Genomic DNA, 15,890 nt, shown 5'->3' with positions numbered 1-15,890 from the left:
ATCCTCAGGCGGCATCCATCTGGCCCTGACCGTGAACGCGGGCTTCGCCCTCGCCGGCGCCGCGCTCGTCGGGTTCGGCCTGCGCAAACGCGGCGAGCGTCGCACCGGGCGAACCACGAAACGGAGGTCCAGCAGAGACGCTCGCACTGATCGTTGAAACGGTCCCCCGTCGATCACGCCGGACGTGGAAGGCCGCTGGCGCGTCCGGCGGCTCATTGTCGGCTCGGCGGTTCCGAAAGGGATCGGCACACGGCGGCATGATGCGGCACAATGATCGGGCCGGATGCGAACTGAATGACACAGGCTGGCACCGAATGCACCGCTCCCATACAACTTTTAATCTGCAAGGTGTCGAACCGCCGAGATTCGTGCTTTCCCCACGGCGCCGTCGCCGGTGGACGCGGAAACCGGCGCTGTGCAGCAGAAAGACTCCCTCGACACAGGATGGCGAGCACCCGCACTCCATCGCCGTATCCCAGCGCGTTCCTGGCCGCGAAAGCCCGCGGCCGCGATGCGGCCGGCCGGGGTGCCGGCCGAACGGGAGACGAGCGTGCCGACCGACAGGGGGCGACCGAATGAGCGGGCCGACCGAGATTTCGGTGCTCGTCGTGGACGACGACTTCCGCGTGGCGGAGGTGCACTCGCAGCTCGTCCGGGCCGTGCCCGGGTTCCGGGTGGCCGGGCGGGCCGGGTCCGCCGCCGAGGCCCGCGCCATGGCGGCCGAGCTGCGACCCGACCTGGTGCTGCTGGACGTCTACCTGCCGGACGAGTCGGGGCTGAACCTGCTGGGCCAGCTGGAGGCCGATGTCATCATGGCCACCGCGGCGGCCGACGCCGAGTCGGTGCGCACCGCGCTGTCGGGCGGCGTCTACCACTACCTGATCAAGCCGTTCACCGGAGCCCACCTGGCCGAGCGGCTCACCGCATACCTGCGGTTCCGCAAGCAGATCGGTGTCACCGGGCACTTGAGGCAGGCCGACATCGACGAGGCGCTGTGCACGCTGTACGGCGGGCCGGGGTCCCCGCGACCCGCGGGGAAGGGCCACGCGCAGATCACCGGCCAGCTGGTGATGGAGGCGCTGGAACGCTCGGGGGGCCCGCGGTCGGCCGCCGAGATCGGCACGGAGATCGGGATCTCGCGCACCACCGCCCAGCGCTACCTGGCATCCCTCGCGCAGGCGGGGAAGGTGCGGGTCACCCTCCGCTATGGGAGCACGGGACGGCCCGAGCACCAGTACGCCTGGCGGCCCGATCAAGCCTGACCCGGAGGCCGCACGTCCGGCCGGACACGTCCCGTTCCCCGGCCTCCGGGTTCAGCGCGCGTGGGCGGGAGCGCGGCGGGCGGGCGGCCGCAGCGATCGGAAGCCGGTCCTGATCCGGAGCCAGGCGTCCGCGGCCGCCTGGGACCCCGACCGTTCGGCCAGGGCGGCGAGGTGGCAGTCGATCGCGTCCACCGCCCACGCCGAGTGGCCGGTCGCCACGTTGTCGATGGTGTTGTGGACGTCGGCGTACCGGCTGCTGAACCCGTGGGTGCGCAGCGCGGTCCGGTCGCGCCGGTAGGTCCCGCCGACCCCTGACAGCTCCATCGCCAGGTTCAGTCCGAGCGTCTCGGGCAGGAAGGTGCGGGGGAACCGGCTGAGCGCCAGCCAGTAGACGGGGAGCTCGAACGACTCGTCGCGGAAGCCCGGCCATTCGGCGAACTCGCGCGACGCGGTCGGCGGCAGGTCCAGGCCCATTTCGCGCATGAGGTCGCGGTAGATGAGCGGGTGGTTGAGCGGCTGTTCGCCGTTGCCCAGCTCGTCCCAGTACGTGGCGAACAGGACGCGGCCCAGGTCGCGGACCGCGTGCCGGTGGTCGGTGAAGCCGCCGAGCCAGCCGCCGTCGATCAGGTTGAGTGGTGCGAGCTGGACGAAGGTGTCGATCACCCTCTCGCGGGGCGGGACGGCCAGGCTCCCGCCCGCCCGGAACTGCTCGTCGTGCCGGTCGTGCTGGTCGCGCAGCCAGCGGCGCAGCGTGCCGGGCTCCCATTGCCGGGGCGGGCTCTTCATCCGTCCGATGCCCGCCCGCGAACGTTCCAGCCATCCCCGTGTGTAGTCGAGCGCGTAGCCGCGGACGGCAGGCGAATCGTCGCGCTGGAGCAGCCTTCGGTACGCCTCGCGTACCGTCGCGGGGGCGGCTTCGGGAGCGGCCTCGGGCGCCCGCGCGAGCTCCGGCGCGCTGGAGACGACGGGCCGCGCGGCGGGTGCCGGGGCGGCGGCGTCCGGTGTCGCCGTTTCGCCGAGGGAGGCGATCCAGCGTCTGATGACGGCCAGGTCTTCGGGGGAGAAGACCCGGAACATCGGACCGCCTGGGCCGATCAGATCGCGCAGCAGCGGGCTGGCATCCGGACGGCCCGGCCGGACGAGCCTGCTGCGTGCCAGCACGCCGAGCATCTGATCGGCGCCGGTGCCGAACCACTCGGCGAGCGTCCTGCCTTCCAACCGGTAGTCGTGGTGGTACGCACGCGCTTCGCGTGCGCGGTGCCGCAACAGTTCCGCCATTTCGAACGCGGGATCGAGCGCCCGGCCGCTCAGGTCGTACAGCTCGTCGCTCCACGCTCGCAGTTCGTCGAGCGTCCAGCGGACGGCCCGCCATGGCCGGTCGTCGCCGGGGTTGTCCCGCAGGTACGTCCGGACCGCCGCCAGCGACCGGTCGGCCGACGCGGCGAGGTCCAGCGCCGTCCACGTCCGCGCCGTGGCGGCGTGCTGGTCCAGGCCGTCCCGGACGGCGTGCAGCGGCGGCGGCACGCCGACCCAGCGCAGGCAGAGGTCGGCTCCGAGGAGTTCGGGAGCGAAGACGGCGGGGTAGCGGCTCGCCGCCAGCAGGAGTGCGGCGAGGCGAAAGCTGCGGTCGGCGATCTGCCGGTCGTCGGCGAGCCGGTCCTCGGGCACGATCCGTCCGGCGAGGCCGGCGTCGTCCATCAGCCGCCGGAAGTGCGCCGCACGGTCCGCGCCCGGCCGTCCGACGCCGATGTCCTCGGCGTACAGCGCGAGGACGTGCATGCTCAGCTGCCGGTCGGCGTTGCCGGCGCCGACCAGCCATTGCAGCCATGCCCCGGCCTTCAGCGCGAGCGGGGCGCAGTTCAGCACGATCCGGCGGATCGCGGGCAGGCCGGTGCGTGTGCGGAACCGGGACGTCTGCGTGCCGGCCCATTCGGTCACCTCGTGGTGGAGGCCGCCGGGATCGAGCCGGCCCGGACCTGCGGCGATCAGCTCGCGTACGTCGTTCTGGACCGGACCGGGCCAGAAGTCGTGCTCCGGGTCGTCCGCCCACAGGTACAGCGCGCGGAAGGCGGCGGGATCGGCGGCTCCGAGGTCCGGGGGGTTCACAGCAGCTCCGTGTTCGCCATCGGCCGCTCGCTGGTGCGGCCGCGCGTGTCGAAGAGGAAGCGTGCGTGCTCGCTCAGCAGGGAGGCGGTGTACACGCTGTGGTCGGTGACCAGGAGGCTCAGGTCGGCGGTCTCCAACGCGTCCGGCAGGTCCGCCACGCGGGACAGCCGCAGATCGCCGACCTGCCATGTCTCGACGTACGGGTCGTGGTAGGACAGGTGCGCGCCGTGCCGGGCCAGCCGCTCCGCGATCCGCTGCGCGGGGGATTCGCGCTGGTCGGCGACGTCGGCCTTGTAGGTGACGCCCAGCAGCAGGACCCGCGCACCGCGCAACGCCATGCCCCGGTTGTTGAGCAATTGCTGCGCACGGTGCACCACATAGCGCGGCATCCCGGTATTGATCTCCTGCGCCAGCTCCACGAATCGGAACGAGTAACCCAGCGTCCGGACCTTGTAGGAAAGGTAGTTGGGATCGATGGGGATGCAGTGGCCGCCGACGCCCGGACCGGGGAAGAACGACTGGAATCCGAAAGGCTTGGTCCCGGCGCAGGAAATCGCGTCCCACAGATCGATGCCGAGTTCGTTGCAGAACACGCTCATCTCGTTGACCAGCGCGATGTTGACGTGCCGGTAGGTGTTCTCCAGCAGCTTCGCCATCTCGGCCTCGCGCGTGCCCTTGGCCAGGACGACCGTCTCGACGAACTTGCCGTAGAAGGCCTCGGCCGCGGCGGCGCACGCGGGCGTGTACCCGCCCACGATCTTGGGTGTGTTGGCGACGCCGTACCGGCCGTTGCCCGGATCGATGCGCTCCGGCGAGAAGGCCAGGTGGAAGTCCTCTCCCGCGGTCAGCCCGGACTCCTCCAGGATCGGCCGGACGACCTCGTCGGTCGTTCCGGGGTAGGTCGTGGACTCCAGGACGACCAGGGTCCCGCGGCGGAGGTGGTCGGACACCCGCCGTGCCGCGCCGCGCACCGCCGCCAGGTCCGGGCCGCCCTCGGGCGCCAGCGGCGTCGGCACGCAGATGACGATCGTCTGCGCCGCGCCCAGCACCGCGGGATCGGCGGTGGCCGTGAAGCCCGCGCCGAGCATCGCGGCGACGTCGGCGTCCGTCACGTCGTCCACGTGGGAACGGCCCGCCGCCAGGCCGGCGACGACGGCGGGGTCGCGGTCGAGGCCGCCGGCGCTCAGCCCGGCGCGGCACGCCTCGCGCGCCAGCGGCAGGCCGACATAGCCGAGACCCACGACGACCAGGTCCATGGGCGAGACTCCTTCCACGGGTCCCCGCGATCGGACGGCGGTCACACGATGACCCGGCTGGACGGCGACTCGCGCATGTCGCGCGACGTCCGCAGGTCTCGGGTGACCAGCGTCTTCTTCAGCCAGCGGTCCGTCCCGTCGAAGCGCGCGCTGAACGCGGCCCGGCCGTGCACGGCGAGGTAGTTGTCGACGATCAGCAGCGTCCCCGGCTCGATCTCGACGCGCTGCTGCACCCGGTTCAGCTCGTCGATCAGGCGCCGCAGCGCCTCGCCGGCCGCCGGGTCGCCGTCCGCGCAGCGCATGAAGTACGGGTCGATCCGCAGGTACGGCGAGTCCTGCGCACCGAACAGGACCGGGACGGCCTCGGGCTGCTCGCGCATCATGCGGGCGCGCAGCAGGCTCGGGTGGCCGGGGTGGACCTCGGCCATCTGCCTCAGGTGCTCGTTGTCCGGCATGATGTGGAACAGCGGCCGGCGGAGGATCTCCATGTCCGCCTCGTCCAGCCGGACGTCCCGGATCGAGGAGACCAGGGTCGGCACCCGGTCGTGGTTGCGCATGCCGAACAGCAGGAGGTAGTCGCAGCGGTAGGGGTGGAAGCCGTCCTCGGTGTGCCACTCCAGGAGCACCTGGCCGTGGCCGCTCTGCTCGGACTCGTCGCCCTGGATCGGGACGACGTTGTGGATGAGCCGGCCGCCCTGGAGCGTGGACCAGCTGAAGGTGTCGCCGGTCAGGCACATCGCGAACAGCCCGAGGACGAACTCCTCGCGGCGTCCGCGCGCCTGCTCGGCGGCCTGCGACCAGTCCGCGGGGGTCTGCCCGATCGCCCGGTCGTTGACGGGCCAGCCGCGCACCATGCCGAGGGCCGCCCGTTCGTGCAGGCAGAACTCGGCCAGGAAGCGGCGCACACCGTGCGGAACCATCGCGGTCAGTTCCCATGCCTGGTCGAAGAAGCGCGGGGCCGCGGGGTCGATGTCCAGCGAATCGATCTTGTCGATCAGGGCTTCGAGCTCGCCGATGTCGGCCAGGGACATCGTGTACGAGACGGGTGTGTCCATCGTCGCCTTTCTCCTTCGCTGCGTCACTGGGGGTGGATACCGAGCCGTCGCAGTTCGGCGGCGATCCTGCGGGCGGTGTGACCGGCGGACACGTGCGGCACCGGATCGCCGAAGCGGTCCCGCAGCAGCGCCGTGACCAGGGCGGGCCCGTACCGGGAGCCCGCCCACGCGGGGACCTCGGCCGTCAGGTCGGCGGCCGGGGCGGCGCCCGGCAGGGAGCCGAGCAGGTCGAGCACGGCGTGCTGCAAGGGGGTGCGGGGAGCGGCGGACGCGCCGCCGCGGGCGGGGGGCGCCGGCGGGGGCAGGGCCGCGCGGTTCAGCTTCCCGTTGCGGGTGCGCGGCAGGTGGGGGAGGCGGACCCACAGACTCGGGACCATGTGGGCGGGCAGCCGGCTCCCCGCGAAGGCGGTCAGCTCCGCGTCGCCGACGGACGGGTCGGCGGCGACGTAGGCGACCAGCCGCATGTGGTCGCCCGCCGGGGCGGGCACGACCGCCGCCTCCCGGACGCGCGGATGGCGCTGCAGCGCGGCCTCGACCTCGCCGGGCTCCACGCGGTAGCCGCGGATCTTCACCTGCTGGTCGATCCGGCCGAGGAAGTCGACGGTCCCGTCGGGGCGCCAGCGCACCATGTCGCCGGTGCGGTACAGCAGGCCGGCGCCGAACGGGTTCGGCACGAACCGCTCGGCGGACGCCTCGGGCCGGCCGAGGTAGCCGCGGACGGCCACCCCCGCCCCGCCGACGCACAGTTCGCCCGGGACGCCGATCGGCAGCGGGTTCAGGCCGTCGTCCAGGACGAACGCCAGCGCGCCCGCGACCGGTCTTCCGATCGGCACCCGCCGCCCGGCCGGTCCGGACGGGCGCTCGCAGGAATGGCACAGCGCCCAGACGGTGGCCTCGGTCGGCCCGTACTCGTTGATGAGCACCGCGTCGCCGGTGACCTCGAAGTGGCGTGCCGGGAGCCCGGGCGGGCAGGCCTCGCCCGCGACGACGGCGCAGCGGATCCCGGCGAGGACGCCGGGCGCGGCGTCGAGCACGGCCGCGTACTGGGCGGGCACCCCGTCGAAGTGCGTCACCCGTTCCCTGTCGGCGAGCTTGGCCAGCGACCAGGGGTCGGTCACCTCGGCGTCGGTCGGCAGCACCAGCGTCCCGCCGCGGCCGAGCGTCAGGTAGATCCCGGCGCCCAGGGCGTCGAAGGCGGGACCGGCGAGGGCGAGGTAGGAGTCGTAGGGGCCGGGGAAGACGGAGTACCGGGCCGCCGTGGAGTTCACGATCTGCCGGTGCTCCACCTGGACGCCCTTCGGCGCGCCGGTGGAGCCGGAGGTGTAGATGACGTACGCCAGGTCCGCCTCGTCCACGGGGACCGGCCCGTCGAGGCCCGGCGCGCCGGCCGCGTCGAGCGCCGCGATCAGTTCGCCGGTGACCATCGTGCGGGCCTTCGCGTCCGTCCGCATGAACTCCAGCCGGTCGGGCGGGTAGCCGGGGTCGAGGGGCAGGTAGGCGGCGCCCGCCTTGAGCACGCCGAGGAAGCCGGTGACCAGGTCCGCGGACCGGCCGATGTCGACCCCGACGACCTCCTCCCGGTGCACCCCGGCGTCCAGCAGGTACCGGGCGAGCCGGTCGGAGCGGCGGGCCAGGTCCCGGTAGGTCAGCCGGTCCTCGCCGCAGACCACCGCGGTCGCGTCCGGCGGCCCGTCGACGGTCTCGTGCAGCGCGCGGCCGTCGCCCGCGGCCGGGGCGGTGGCGCTGAAACGGGTGAGGATGGTCGTCCGTTCGGCGGGTTCCATGAGCGGCAGCGCGCCCAGAGGGGTGTCCGGCGCCGCGCCGATGACCATGCGCATCTGCGCCAGGATCCGTTCAACGGTTCCCGCCGAGAGGCGGCGCGCGTCGTAGGCGGCATGGGCGGGGCCGACGGCGAGCGTGGACCCGACCGGCCCGTGCGCGGGGACGTGCGGCGTCAGCGTCAGTCCGTCCGCGTGGACGGGGGCGTCCCGCGCCGCGTCCATCAACCGCAGGCTCGGCAGGAACCGGACCCCGGTCTCCTCCATGGCCCGTTCGAACGTTCCGGCGTGCCGTGCGGCCGCGGCCCTGGCCTCGCGCGCCCGCCGGGCCAGCTCGCCGAGCGGGGTCCCGGCGTCCGCCTCCAGCCGGACCAGGCCCTCGGGCACCCCGATGGCCAGGTCGGTCTGCCTGGTCCAGCGCCAGGCGACGACCGCGAGCGCGGCGAGCAGCAGGCCGTCTCCCGCGCCGGCGATGTGCGCCTCGCCGAAGGAGAGCACCCCGGCGGGGTCGGCGTCCGCGGCGGCGTCGCCGTCCTCGGGCAGCCGGGGGTCGATGGCGTCGGCGAGCTTCTCGGCCCAATGGTCCAGGTCGGCGGGCGTGGCGTCACGGTCGCCCGGAGGCGCGCCGGTCGCCAGCGCATGGACGAGGTCGTCCGGCGTGCCCCAGACCCCGGGGACGGTGGCCGTGACGACGCCGTCCTTCAACTCGGCCGACGGCGCGTCCCGGAAGCCGCCCGCCGGCTCGGTGCCGGGGCCGGTCGCGAGGTCGCGCAGGAACGCGGCGAGGCGGTCGGCGTGGCCCGCGACGTCCACGGTGAAGGTGATGTCGTGCCAGGGACCGGCCGGGTCGAGGACCCGCTGTTCCCACAGCCGTCTGCGCCGGGCGCTCACCGGTTCGCTCCCCGGCTCGCCGTGCCGTCCGCTGTTCCGTTCGCCGCGGCGACGGGACGCCGGCCGGCGAGCCCGGAAAGGAAACCGGCCATCGCGTCCGCGAGCGCGTCGGCGTAGTCCGCGGACACCGCCTCGCGGCGCCGGCTCACCCGCAGTCGCCCGCCGGGCAGGAGTTCGACGAGGAGGCCGGTGTCGAGCTCGTCGGTGTCGACCCACACGTGCCGGGCGCAGGCCCCGGGCACGTCGAGCATCGGCTCGGGGTTGTCCTGGACCGATACGACCGTGTCGTAGGGGGGCCGCAGCCGGGCCAGGCGCGCTATCTCGTGCACCGGGACGTCCGGACGGCGCAACGCCTCGACGAGCGCCTCGCGCACCGCGTCCAGTGCCGGCGCGCGCAGCCGGACGCAGGTCATCTCGATCATGCAGGCGACCGCGCGCTCCGCCGCCGCGTCGCCGCGCCGCGCGACCGGCAGGCCGACGACGACGTCCGTCCGGCCGGTGAGGCCGGCGACCGCGTGCGCGTAGGCGGCGAGCGCCGCGACCGTCGCGGTGGTCCCGCGGGACCGGACCGCCGCCCTGAGGGCCGCCTCGTCGAGCCGCCGGACGGTCTCGGCGAGGCGGCCGGACGGTCCCGACCCGGGCGGCGGCTCCAGCGCGGGCACCCCGCTGAGCGCGGTGCGCCAGTAGGCGCGCTGCTCCGCGAGATCGTCCGGCGCGGGCGGGCGGTACCCGGACGCCAGCTCGGCGAGGCCGGGCGCGGGACCGCCGAAGTGCGGTACCCGCCCCTCGGCCCGCGCCCGGTAGGCGGCCGACAGATCGCGGGCCAGCACGGACGCCGCCCGCGCGTCGAACGCGATGTGGTGGACGACGATCCCGAACCGGCCCGGCGCCAGCGCGGCCCGCCACAACTGCCCGTCCTGGATGTCCAGCGGGGCGATGAGCGCGGGGAGGACGTCCGCGGGTCGTGCCACGGTGATCAGCTCGACCCGCCGCGGCCGGCCGGCCGGGCGCACCGCGACCGGCGCGTCCAGCACCGTGTACCGGCTGTGCAGTGCCTCATGGCGCGCGTTCACGTCATCGAGCGCCTGCTGCATCGCCGCCGTGTCGAGGGCACCGCCGAGGTCCCAGACGATCGGGCAGAGGGCGGTGAGGTCGTCGGGGTCCATCTGCTGCGCGACGAAGAAGGTCAGCTGGGACGGCAGCAGCGGGACGGCGCCGTCCCGCCGCTCGGAGGCGCCCGGCCGCTCGTCCTCGCCGGGCGCGGCGCCACCGGTGCGCGGGCGCCCGGCGATCCGGGCCGTGAGGCCGGCGGGCGTGGGGGATTCGAAGACGGCCGAGAGCGGGACCGGCGCACCGAGCGCCGCCGTGAGCCTGCCGCTGAGGCGCCCGGCGGCGAGCGAGTCGCCGCCGAGGGAGAAGAAGTCCGCGTCCGGCGGCACGTGCGGGAGGCCCAGCACGTCCGCGAAGACGGCGGCGACGCGTTCCGCGTCCGTGCCCGCGCTGGCCTCGCCGGGCGCGGCCGCGGGCCGGGCCGCGGCGCGAGCGGTGCCGGCCCCGGCCGCGGACCCGGCCAGTGCGGCGTGGTCCAGCTTGCCGTTGCCCGTCAGCGGGAACCGCCCGACGCGCTCGGCGGCGGCCGGGACGAGGTAGCCGGGGAGCCGGGCCCGCAGGCCGGCGAGCACGTCCGCGCCGTCCCGGTCGCCCGTGAAGAACAGCGAGAGGGCGGTGGCGCGGCCGTCCGGCCCGTCGACGGGCACGACGGCGGCACGGGTGACCCCGGCGAGGCGTTCGGCGGCGTGCTCCACCTCGGCGGGCTCGATCCGGTGGCCGCGGATCTTCACCTGCCGGTCGGTGCGCCCGGCGTAGTGGTAGAGGCCGTCGGGCGTGCGGTGCCCGCGGTCCCCCGTCCGGTAGACGGGGACGGGGCGGCCGTCGATCGTCAGTTCCGTGAAACGCTCGGACGTCCCGTCCGGATCGTCGAGGTAGCCGAGTGCGAGGCCGTCGCCGCTGACGCAGATCTCCCCGTCCACGAGGTGCACGGACGTCCCCGGGACGGGTACGCCGATCGGCACCCGCCCCTCGGCGGAGTCGGCCGCGGTGAAGCGGTGCGTCGTCGTCAGGATCCCGTTCTCGGCCGGTCCGTAGAGGTTGACCAGGGCGATGTCCGGGTGCCGCGCGGTGAAGGCGGAGACATGGGCGGGCGAGAGCTGCTCGCCGCCGACGGCGACCTGCCGGAGGCCGCAGAACGCGCCGGCGTCCTCCTCCACGTGCAGGTTGAACACCGAGGTGGCCAGCACCAGCGAGTCGACGGCGTGCGCGGTCACCAGGTCGCGGAGCCGGCCGGGCGTGAGGTACAGGTCCCGGACGACGACCAGGGTTCCGCCGGAGCACAGCGTGCTCCACAGCTCCAGCGACATCGCGTCCCACGGAACCGCCGCCGCGAGCGGCATCACCACGGGCGTGGCCAGATCGAGATGGCCGGCGTGCGGGATCAGGCGGCCGATCGCCCGGTGCGGGCACAGCACCCCCTTGGGCTCGCCGGTGGATCCCGAGGTGAACAGCACCACCGCCGGGTCGTCCTCCCGCACCGCAGGACGGGCCGGAGCGGCGGCACGGCCCTCCGCGCGCAGCCGGGGCAGGGTGCCGGCGTCCACCTCGACCGGTGCGCCGAGCCGCTCGGCGATCCGGGCGACGCGCGCGGGGGGCCACGCCACGTCGAGCGGGGAGTACGCGGCCCCGCTCTTGAGGATGCCCAGGGCCCCGACGACGAGGTCGGCGGACCGGGGCAGCCGGAGCGCGACCCGGTCGCCGCGGTCGACGCCGCCCGCGGCCAGCCCGGCGGCGACCTCGTCCGAGGCGGCGTCGAGCCCGGCGTAGGTCAGGGCGCGGCCGCCGTCCAGCACGGCCGGCCGGTCGGGGTGCGCGCGGGCGTGCCGGCCGAACAGCCCGGTCAGGGTCCGGGACACGGGTCAGCCCGCCACGACGGCGGCGAGCCGCCCCAGCACCGGGTTGTCCTTCAGGTCCTGGTAGGAGAAGGACAGGCCGGCGTGCCGCGCCTTGCCGATCATGGTGACGCCGAGCAGGCTGTCGCCGCCCAGTTCGAAGAAGTCGTCGTCGGCGGTGACGCCGTCGACCTCCAGGACCTCCTCCCAGATCTCGCTGAGGGCCTGCAGCACCGCCGAGTCGACCTCGGACACGGACATATCGGACTCCTTGCCTAGTTCGCGGAACGATGTGGCCGCGCGGGTACCACCGCGGGCCGGACGGGATCGATCGGGTCGGCGGGAAGGGGCGGCGGGACGGGGGACCGGGGGTGGGTCAGGGATGCTGCCGGGTGGAGCGCGGGACGCTGCGTCCGGCCAGGTGGACGAGGTTGAGCATCCGGTTGGTCAGCCGCACCTGGGCGGACGATCCCGGCACGGGGCGCGCGATGTCCCGGAGCGCGTGGCGCACCGGCAGCGGGCGCGCGTGGTGCCCGGACCCGTAGGCGTCCCGCAGCGCGCGAAGCAGTCCCTTGCCGTTGCGGTGGACGATCACCATCGAGGGCGCGAAGTGCACCCCGAGGCCGAGCCCGGACAACCCGCTCACCAGGTCGTTGTCGCTGCCGGGGACGTTGACGGCGGTGCCGCGGGCGGCCAGGAACCGCTCCCGCCAGACCGCGCTGTTGCCGCCGGCGAAGAACGTGACCCGCTGCCCGGGCTCGAGGTCCCTATAGCGTTCCAGGTAGCGGGACTGGCGGGCCTCCGAAAGCAGCCCCGCGTCGAACGGCAGCACCCGCCCGGTGACGGCGCCGCGGTCGGGCGTCAGTTGCGCGGCGATCTCGGTCAGCCAGTCCGCCCGGGGCAGCGCGTCGTCGTCCAGGAACGCCAGGATCTCCGATCGCGCGTGGTCGGCGGCGTGCGCGCGCGCCGGCGTCGCGCCCATCGGCCGGTCGTTGCGCAGCACGCGCACCGGCAGGTCGCCGACCGCGACGGCGTCGGTGATCCGCGGCCGGGAGCCGTCGTCCACGACCAGCACCTCGTGCAGCAGCCCGCGGTCGCACTCGGCCAGCGCGACCAGGCAGCGGCGCAGATCGCGATAGCGGTCCCGGCTCGGAATGATCACGGTGATGGGTGCCACCATTGCCGTCTCCAATCGCGACACAGCCGCGGCCACGACTCCTCGCGGCCGACGGGCAGATAGGTACGTCGGACGTCGTGCGGGGCCGCCGTCCAGGGAAGCGGCGGCGCCTTCACGGTGCCGAAGGCGAGGACGCCGTCCGGGACCGCGCCGGCCGCGGGGCGCAGGCCGTAGGGGTGGGCCAGCGGCGGAGCGGGGTCGCCCAGCCGGTCGCGGAGCGCCGCCAGCGAGCCGGCGATCTCCGCGCGCTGCTCCTCCGGGCCCAGGCCGGGGAGCTTGCGATGGGTCACGGTGTGCGAGCCGGCGCGATGCCCGTCCGCCACGAGTCCCGCCACCTCGTCCCAGGTCATCGACCGGTCGGGGGCGGTGTCGGCGAGTCCGGTGATGACGAAGAACAGGGCCCGCACGCCGAGCCGGTCCAGCACCGGCAGCGCGTGCTCGAGGGTGTCGCGGTGCCCGTCGTCGAAGGTGATCAGGACTCTCGGCCCGGCCGGCGGGTCGATGTCCGCGCGGACGTCGGCCGGGTCGAGGGCCGGGCCGTACTCGGCGAGCACCGTCTCCAGGCCGCGCTCGAACGCGCCGGGCGTCAGCGAGGTGTAGTGGTCGAGGGTGGGGTGGACGTGGTGGAAGTACAGCACCAGCGGCCAGCCGGGCGCCGCGCCCGCCGCCGCCTGCCGCACGTCGGGCGGCATCTCCGGGGAGACCGGACCGTCGAGGATCATCATCAGGCCCAGCCCAGCGCGGACGCCACCGACACCGGCACCGGGACGCCGCTCTCCCGCGCGACGGCGCTGTTGCCGGCCTCCAGCTGGTCGGGAAAGTGCAGTGCGGGCGGGGCGTCCGGGTAGCCGTCCAGCACCGCGTCGTGCAGCACGCCGAGCAGCTTGTCGGTCTGGTCCAGCCCGAACGCGCCGGGGGACATCCCGACGAACAGCTGCCCGCAGTTCATCGGCCGTGCGGGCTGGGCGCGCTGCTTGGCCACCAGCGGGCTGACCGTCTGGCCGCCCAGCATCCCGGCCAGCACCTCGGCGATCAGCGTGACGCACAGCCCCTTGTAGTCGCCGAACACCGGCACCGAGCCGCCGCGCTCCAGGTCGCCCGGGTCGAGGGTGGGGCGCCCCGCCGCGTCCTGCAGCCAGCCCGCCGGGATCGGCTCGCCGCGCTGCGCGGCCGCCCGGATCTTCCCGATCGCGACGACGCCCGTGGCGAAGTCGACGACGAACGGCTCGTCCTTCTCCGTCGGCGTCACCATGCACACCGCGTTGCTGCCGAGGGTCGGCTTGACCGCGCCCGGCGCCGCCAGGCTCGGCCCGGAGACGTTGAGCAGCAGCCCGACGACGCCGTGCCGCTGGAACGGCCACCGGTAGGCGGCCATCATCCCGACATGGTTGTTGCTGTGCACGCCGACGGCGGCCACTCCGAGCCGCGCCGCCGTCGCGGCGCACCACTCGGCGGCCAGCGCCGCCGCGGGCTGCCCGAAGCCGCCCTGTGCGTCCACGCGGGCGGTCGCGCCGCCCTCGGTGAGCGTCGGCACGGCGGCGGGGTCGACGCCGCCCGCCGCCACCCGCGTGAGGTAGGTGGGCAGGAGCCCGATGCCGTGCGAGTGGTGCCCGCGGACGTCCGCCTCGACGAGCACGTCGGCGACCAGCGCGGCGGGCTCGTCCGGGCAGCCGGCCTCCCGCAGGGCGGCGGCCGCCTTGCGCTTCAGCTCGTCCGGCGGCATCCAAAGTTCGGCCGGCGCCGGGGCGGTCCGGTCCGTCCGGTCCGTCCGGGGCTCCGCGATCAGCATGCCCCTGGCCAGCCGCAGGACGACCTCGGCCGGACGCGGAGCCCCGACGAAGTGCTCGTCGGCCGCCAGCAGCACCGGCGTCTCGCCGCGGGCCCGGCAGGAGTCCAGCAGCTCGGCCAGGCGCTCCGGCGGCAGCCGGTCGGCGTCGTCGATCACCAGCGCGCGGCCGTCGATCCGGCCGAACCGGGGCCGCAGCTCGCGGCGGAGCACCGCGGCGAGCGTCGACTTGCCCGCGCCCCGCGCGCCGCGGATCACGACCGTGTCGCCGTCCGGGACCCGCAGGTCCGCGCCGCGCAGCAGGACCAGCTCGTCGCCCGGCCCGCCGACGGTCACCACCAGATCGCTGATCGTCAGCATGCCGGCTCCCGGGTGGTGGCCCGGACCCGGTCCAGGGCGCCGGCGAGCAGGCCGGCGATGCTTTCCGGTTCGTACTGGCCGGTGCTGTACTTGATGTGCAGCACGAGCCGGCCGTCGATGACGTCGCCCTCCAGCATCAGCGTGTAGGCCTCGGTCTGCCCTTGCGCCCGCCGCCGGCGGATCGGCTCGTCCGCCTCGCCGAGGTAGGAGCCCGGTCTGCTGTTGAGCCGGCCCATGTGCCCGCGGAAGTTGTAGCGCAGCGTGGTGGCGGGGAGGTCGTCCAACCGGCCGGTGAAGAACCGCAGGGCGTCGAAGCCGAACATGCGGTCGGGAACGGCGCGGACATCGGCGGGGTCGAAGCGGTCGCGCGCCGTGAACACGATCGGGAACGTGTTCTGCAGGTACCCGATCGTGTCGATGACGTCGATGCCCATGGGCGTCAGGTGGCGTCCGACGTGGTAGGCGTCGACGGCCACCGCGGGCAGGTCCCAGCGCGCCATCACCGCCTGGGCGGCGGCGTCCAGCAGCACGTCGCTCGGCCGCAGCCCGGCCTTGCGGCAGGTGGCGGTCAGCGCCGCCGTCACGTCGGCCTCCAGTTCGCCGCTGTCGATCCGCATCGTCGGCAGGGTGGCGTCCCCGTCGAGGTCGGGCGGGGGGTTGGCGACGCGGTCCCACGGCCGGTCCAGCCACCGGCCGGCGTCCTCCGAGGCCTCGTCGGACGCGACCCATTTCTCGACGGCCGCGACGTAGTCGGCGGGCGCGGCGCACAGCGGGCCGGGCTCCCGGTCCCGCAGCGCGCGGTCCAGCTCGCCTCCGACGAGCCCCATCGAGAAGCCGTCGAGCGTGAGGTGGTGGACGGTGGCCAGCAGCCGTCCCGGTTCGTCGCCGAACGGGAAGTGGACGACGCGGAACACCTCGCCCTCGTCCGGGCGTAGCGTGCCCTGCAGCCGGGCGATCTCCTCCTCCATCGCGTCGGCGCGCCCCCGGTAGTCGGGCAGCTCGGCCTGCCGCACCGCGGTCTCGGCACCGGCCGGCAGTTCCTCGGCGGTCCAGCCCGCGGCGCCGCGGCGGTAGGCGGTGCGCAGCGCCGGGTTGCGGTCGACGACCCGCCGCACGGCGCGGGTGAGCGTCCCGTCCGGGAGGCCGGCGGGGACCGTGAACAGCGTGCCGAGGTTGAAGTGCCGCCACTCGCCGAAGTCCATGCGGGTCCAGCGGTACTGGGTGGGGAGCAGACGGGTCACTGGGGCACCCTCCTTCGTGCGGGCATCGATACGGTG

Annotated in this window: 11 protein-coding genes and 1 pseudogene; 1 reads left to right on the top strand and 11 read right to left on the bottom strand. The window is 74.7% G+C overall.

Annotated features, from left to right (window positions below; all coding sequences use genetic code 11):
- The first annotated feature begins 575 nt into the window (after positions 1 to 575).
- Positions 576 to 1,262, top strand: a complete 687-nt coding sequence (locus ABD296_RS08610; RefSeq protein WP_344263378.1) for a response regulator — start codon at positions 576 to 578, stop codon at positions 1,260 to 1,262.
- A gap of 51 nt (positions 1,263 to 1,313) precedes the next feature.
- Here the strand turns inward: ABD296_RS08610 and ABD296_RS08605 are convergent, their stop codons facing one another.
- The 11 genes and pseudogenes from ABD296_RS08605 to ABD296_RS08560 form a co-directional block, all read right to left on the bottom strand.
- Positions 1,314 to 3,368 carry an iron-containing redox enzyme family protein gene (locus tag ABD296_RS08605; RefSeq protein ID WP_344263375.1) on the bottom strand — a complete coding sequence of 685 codons (2,055 nt, stop codon included), beginning with the start codon at positions 3,366 to 3,368 and terminating at the stop codon, positions 1,314 to 1,316.
- Positions 3,365 to 4,624, bottom strand: a complete 1,260-nt coding sequence (locus ABD296_RS08600) for a nucleotide sugar dehydrogenase (RefSeq protein ID WP_344263373.1) — start codon at positions 4,622 to 4,624, stop codon at positions 3,365 to 3,367. The genes ABD296_RS08605 and ABD296_RS08600 overlap by 4 nt, the downstream gene beginning before the upstream one ends.
- A 41-nt stretch (positions 4,625 to 4,665) precedes the next feature.
- Positions 4,666 to 5,679 carry a guanitoxin biosynthesis L-enduracididine beta-hydroxylase GntD gene (gene gntD, locus ABD296_RS08595; protein WP_344263371.1) on the bottom strand — a complete coding sequence of 338 codons (1,014 nt, stop codon included), beginning with the start codon at positions 5,677 to 5,679 and terminating at the stop codon, positions 4,666 to 4,668.
- A 23-nt stretch (positions 5,680 to 5,702) separates the two neighbouring features.
- Positions 5,703 to 6,230, bottom strand: a complete 528-nt coding sequence (locus tag ABD296_RS50535) for an AMP-binding enzyme (protein WP_407061452.1) — start codon at positions 6,228 to 6,230, stop codon at positions 5,703 to 5,705.
- Positions 6,228 to 7,463 (bottom strand): annotated as a pseudogene (locus tag ABD296_RS50530) (amino acid adenylation domain-containing protein); the annotation flags it as partial. The gene ABD296_RS50535 and the pseudogene ABD296_RS50530, both read right to left, overlap by 3 nt.
- A gap of 881 nt (positions 7,464 to 8,344) precedes the next feature.
- The gene (locus ABD296_RS08585) at positions 8,345 to 11,314 is read right to left on the bottom strand and encodes an AMP-binding protein (RefSeq protein ID WP_344263367.1); all 2,970 of its coding nucleotides are present in this window, start codon (positions 11,312 to 11,314) and stop codon (positions 8,345 to 8,347) included.
- Between the two features lie 3 nt (positions 11,315 to 11,317).
- Complete coding sequence (locus tag ABD296_RS08580) at positions 11,318 to 11,551, bottom strand: phosphopantetheine-binding protein (protein ID WP_344263365.1); 234 nt, start codon at positions 11,549 to 11,551, stop codon at positions 11,318 to 11,320.
- 115 nt (positions 11,552 to 11,666) lie between these two features.
- On the bottom strand, positions 11,667 to 12,470 hold the full coding sequence (locus tag ABD296_RS08575; RefSeq protein WP_344263363.1) for a glycosyltransferase family 2 protein: 804 nt from the start codon (positions 12,468 to 12,470) through the stop codon (positions 11,667 to 11,669).
- The gene (locus ABD296_RS08570) at positions 12,449 to 13,192 is read right to left on the bottom strand and encodes a polysaccharide deacetylase family protein (protein WP_344263361.1); all 744 of its coding nucleotides are present in this window, start codon (positions 13,190 to 13,192) and stop codon (positions 12,449 to 12,451) included. Before ABD296_RS08570 ends, ABD296_RS08575 begins: the two co-directional genes overlap by 22 nt.
- Positions 13,192 to 14,613, bottom strand: a complete 1,422-nt coding sequence (locus ABD296_RS08565; RefSeq protein WP_344263359.1) for an Ldh family oxidoreductase — start codon at positions 14,611 to 14,613, stop codon at positions 13,192 to 13,194. The genes ABD296_RS08570 and ABD296_RS08565 overlap by 1 nt, the downstream gene beginning before the upstream one ends.
- Positions 14,607 to 15,854, bottom strand: coding sequence for a condensation domain-containing protein (locus tag ABD296_RS08560; protein WP_344263357.1), 1,248 nt, complete (start codon positions 15,852 to 15,854; stop codon positions 14,607 to 14,609). The genes ABD296_RS08565 and ABD296_RS08560 overlap by 7 nt, the downstream gene beginning before the upstream one ends.
- Between the last annotated feature and the right edge of the window lie 36 nt (positions 15,855 to 15,890).

Source organism: Actinomadura napierensis, from assembly GCF_039529375.1.
In the GTDB taxonomy this organism is placed as follows: Bacteria; Actinomycetota; Actinomycetes; order Streptosporangiales; family Streptosporangiaceae; genus Spirillospora; species Spirillospora napierensis.
This window is presented reverse-complemented; position numbering and strand designations above follow the sequence as displayed.

Coding starts and splice junctions, on each gene's coding strand:
- ABD296_RS08610 (WP_344263378.1), top strand. CDS start 576: ATGAGCGGGCCGACCGAGATTTCGGTGCTCGTCGTGGACGACGACTTC.
- ABD296_RS08600 (WP_344263373.1), bottom strand. CDS start 4,624: ATGGACCTGGTCGTCGTGGGTCTCGGCTATGTCGGCCTGCCGCTGGCG.
- gntD (WP_344263371.1), bottom strand. CDS start 5,679: ATGGACACACCCGTCTCGTACACGATGTCCCTGGCCGACATCGGCGAG.
- ABD296_RS08580 (WP_344263365.1), bottom strand. CDS start 11,551: ATGTCCGTGTCCGAGGTCGACTCGGCGGTGCTGCAGGCCCTCAGCGAG.
- ABD296_RS08575 (WP_344263363.1), bottom strand. CDS start 12,470: ATGGTGGCACCCATCACCGTGATCATTCCGAGCCGGGACCGCTATCGC.
- ABD296_RS08570 (WP_344263361.1), bottom strand. CDS start 13,192: ATGATGATCCTCGACGGTCCGGTCTCCCCGGAGATGCCGCCCGACGTG.
- ABD296_RS08565 (WP_344263359.1), bottom strand. CDS start 14,613: ATGCTGACGATCAGCGATCTGGTGGTGACCGTCGGCGGGCCGGGCGAC.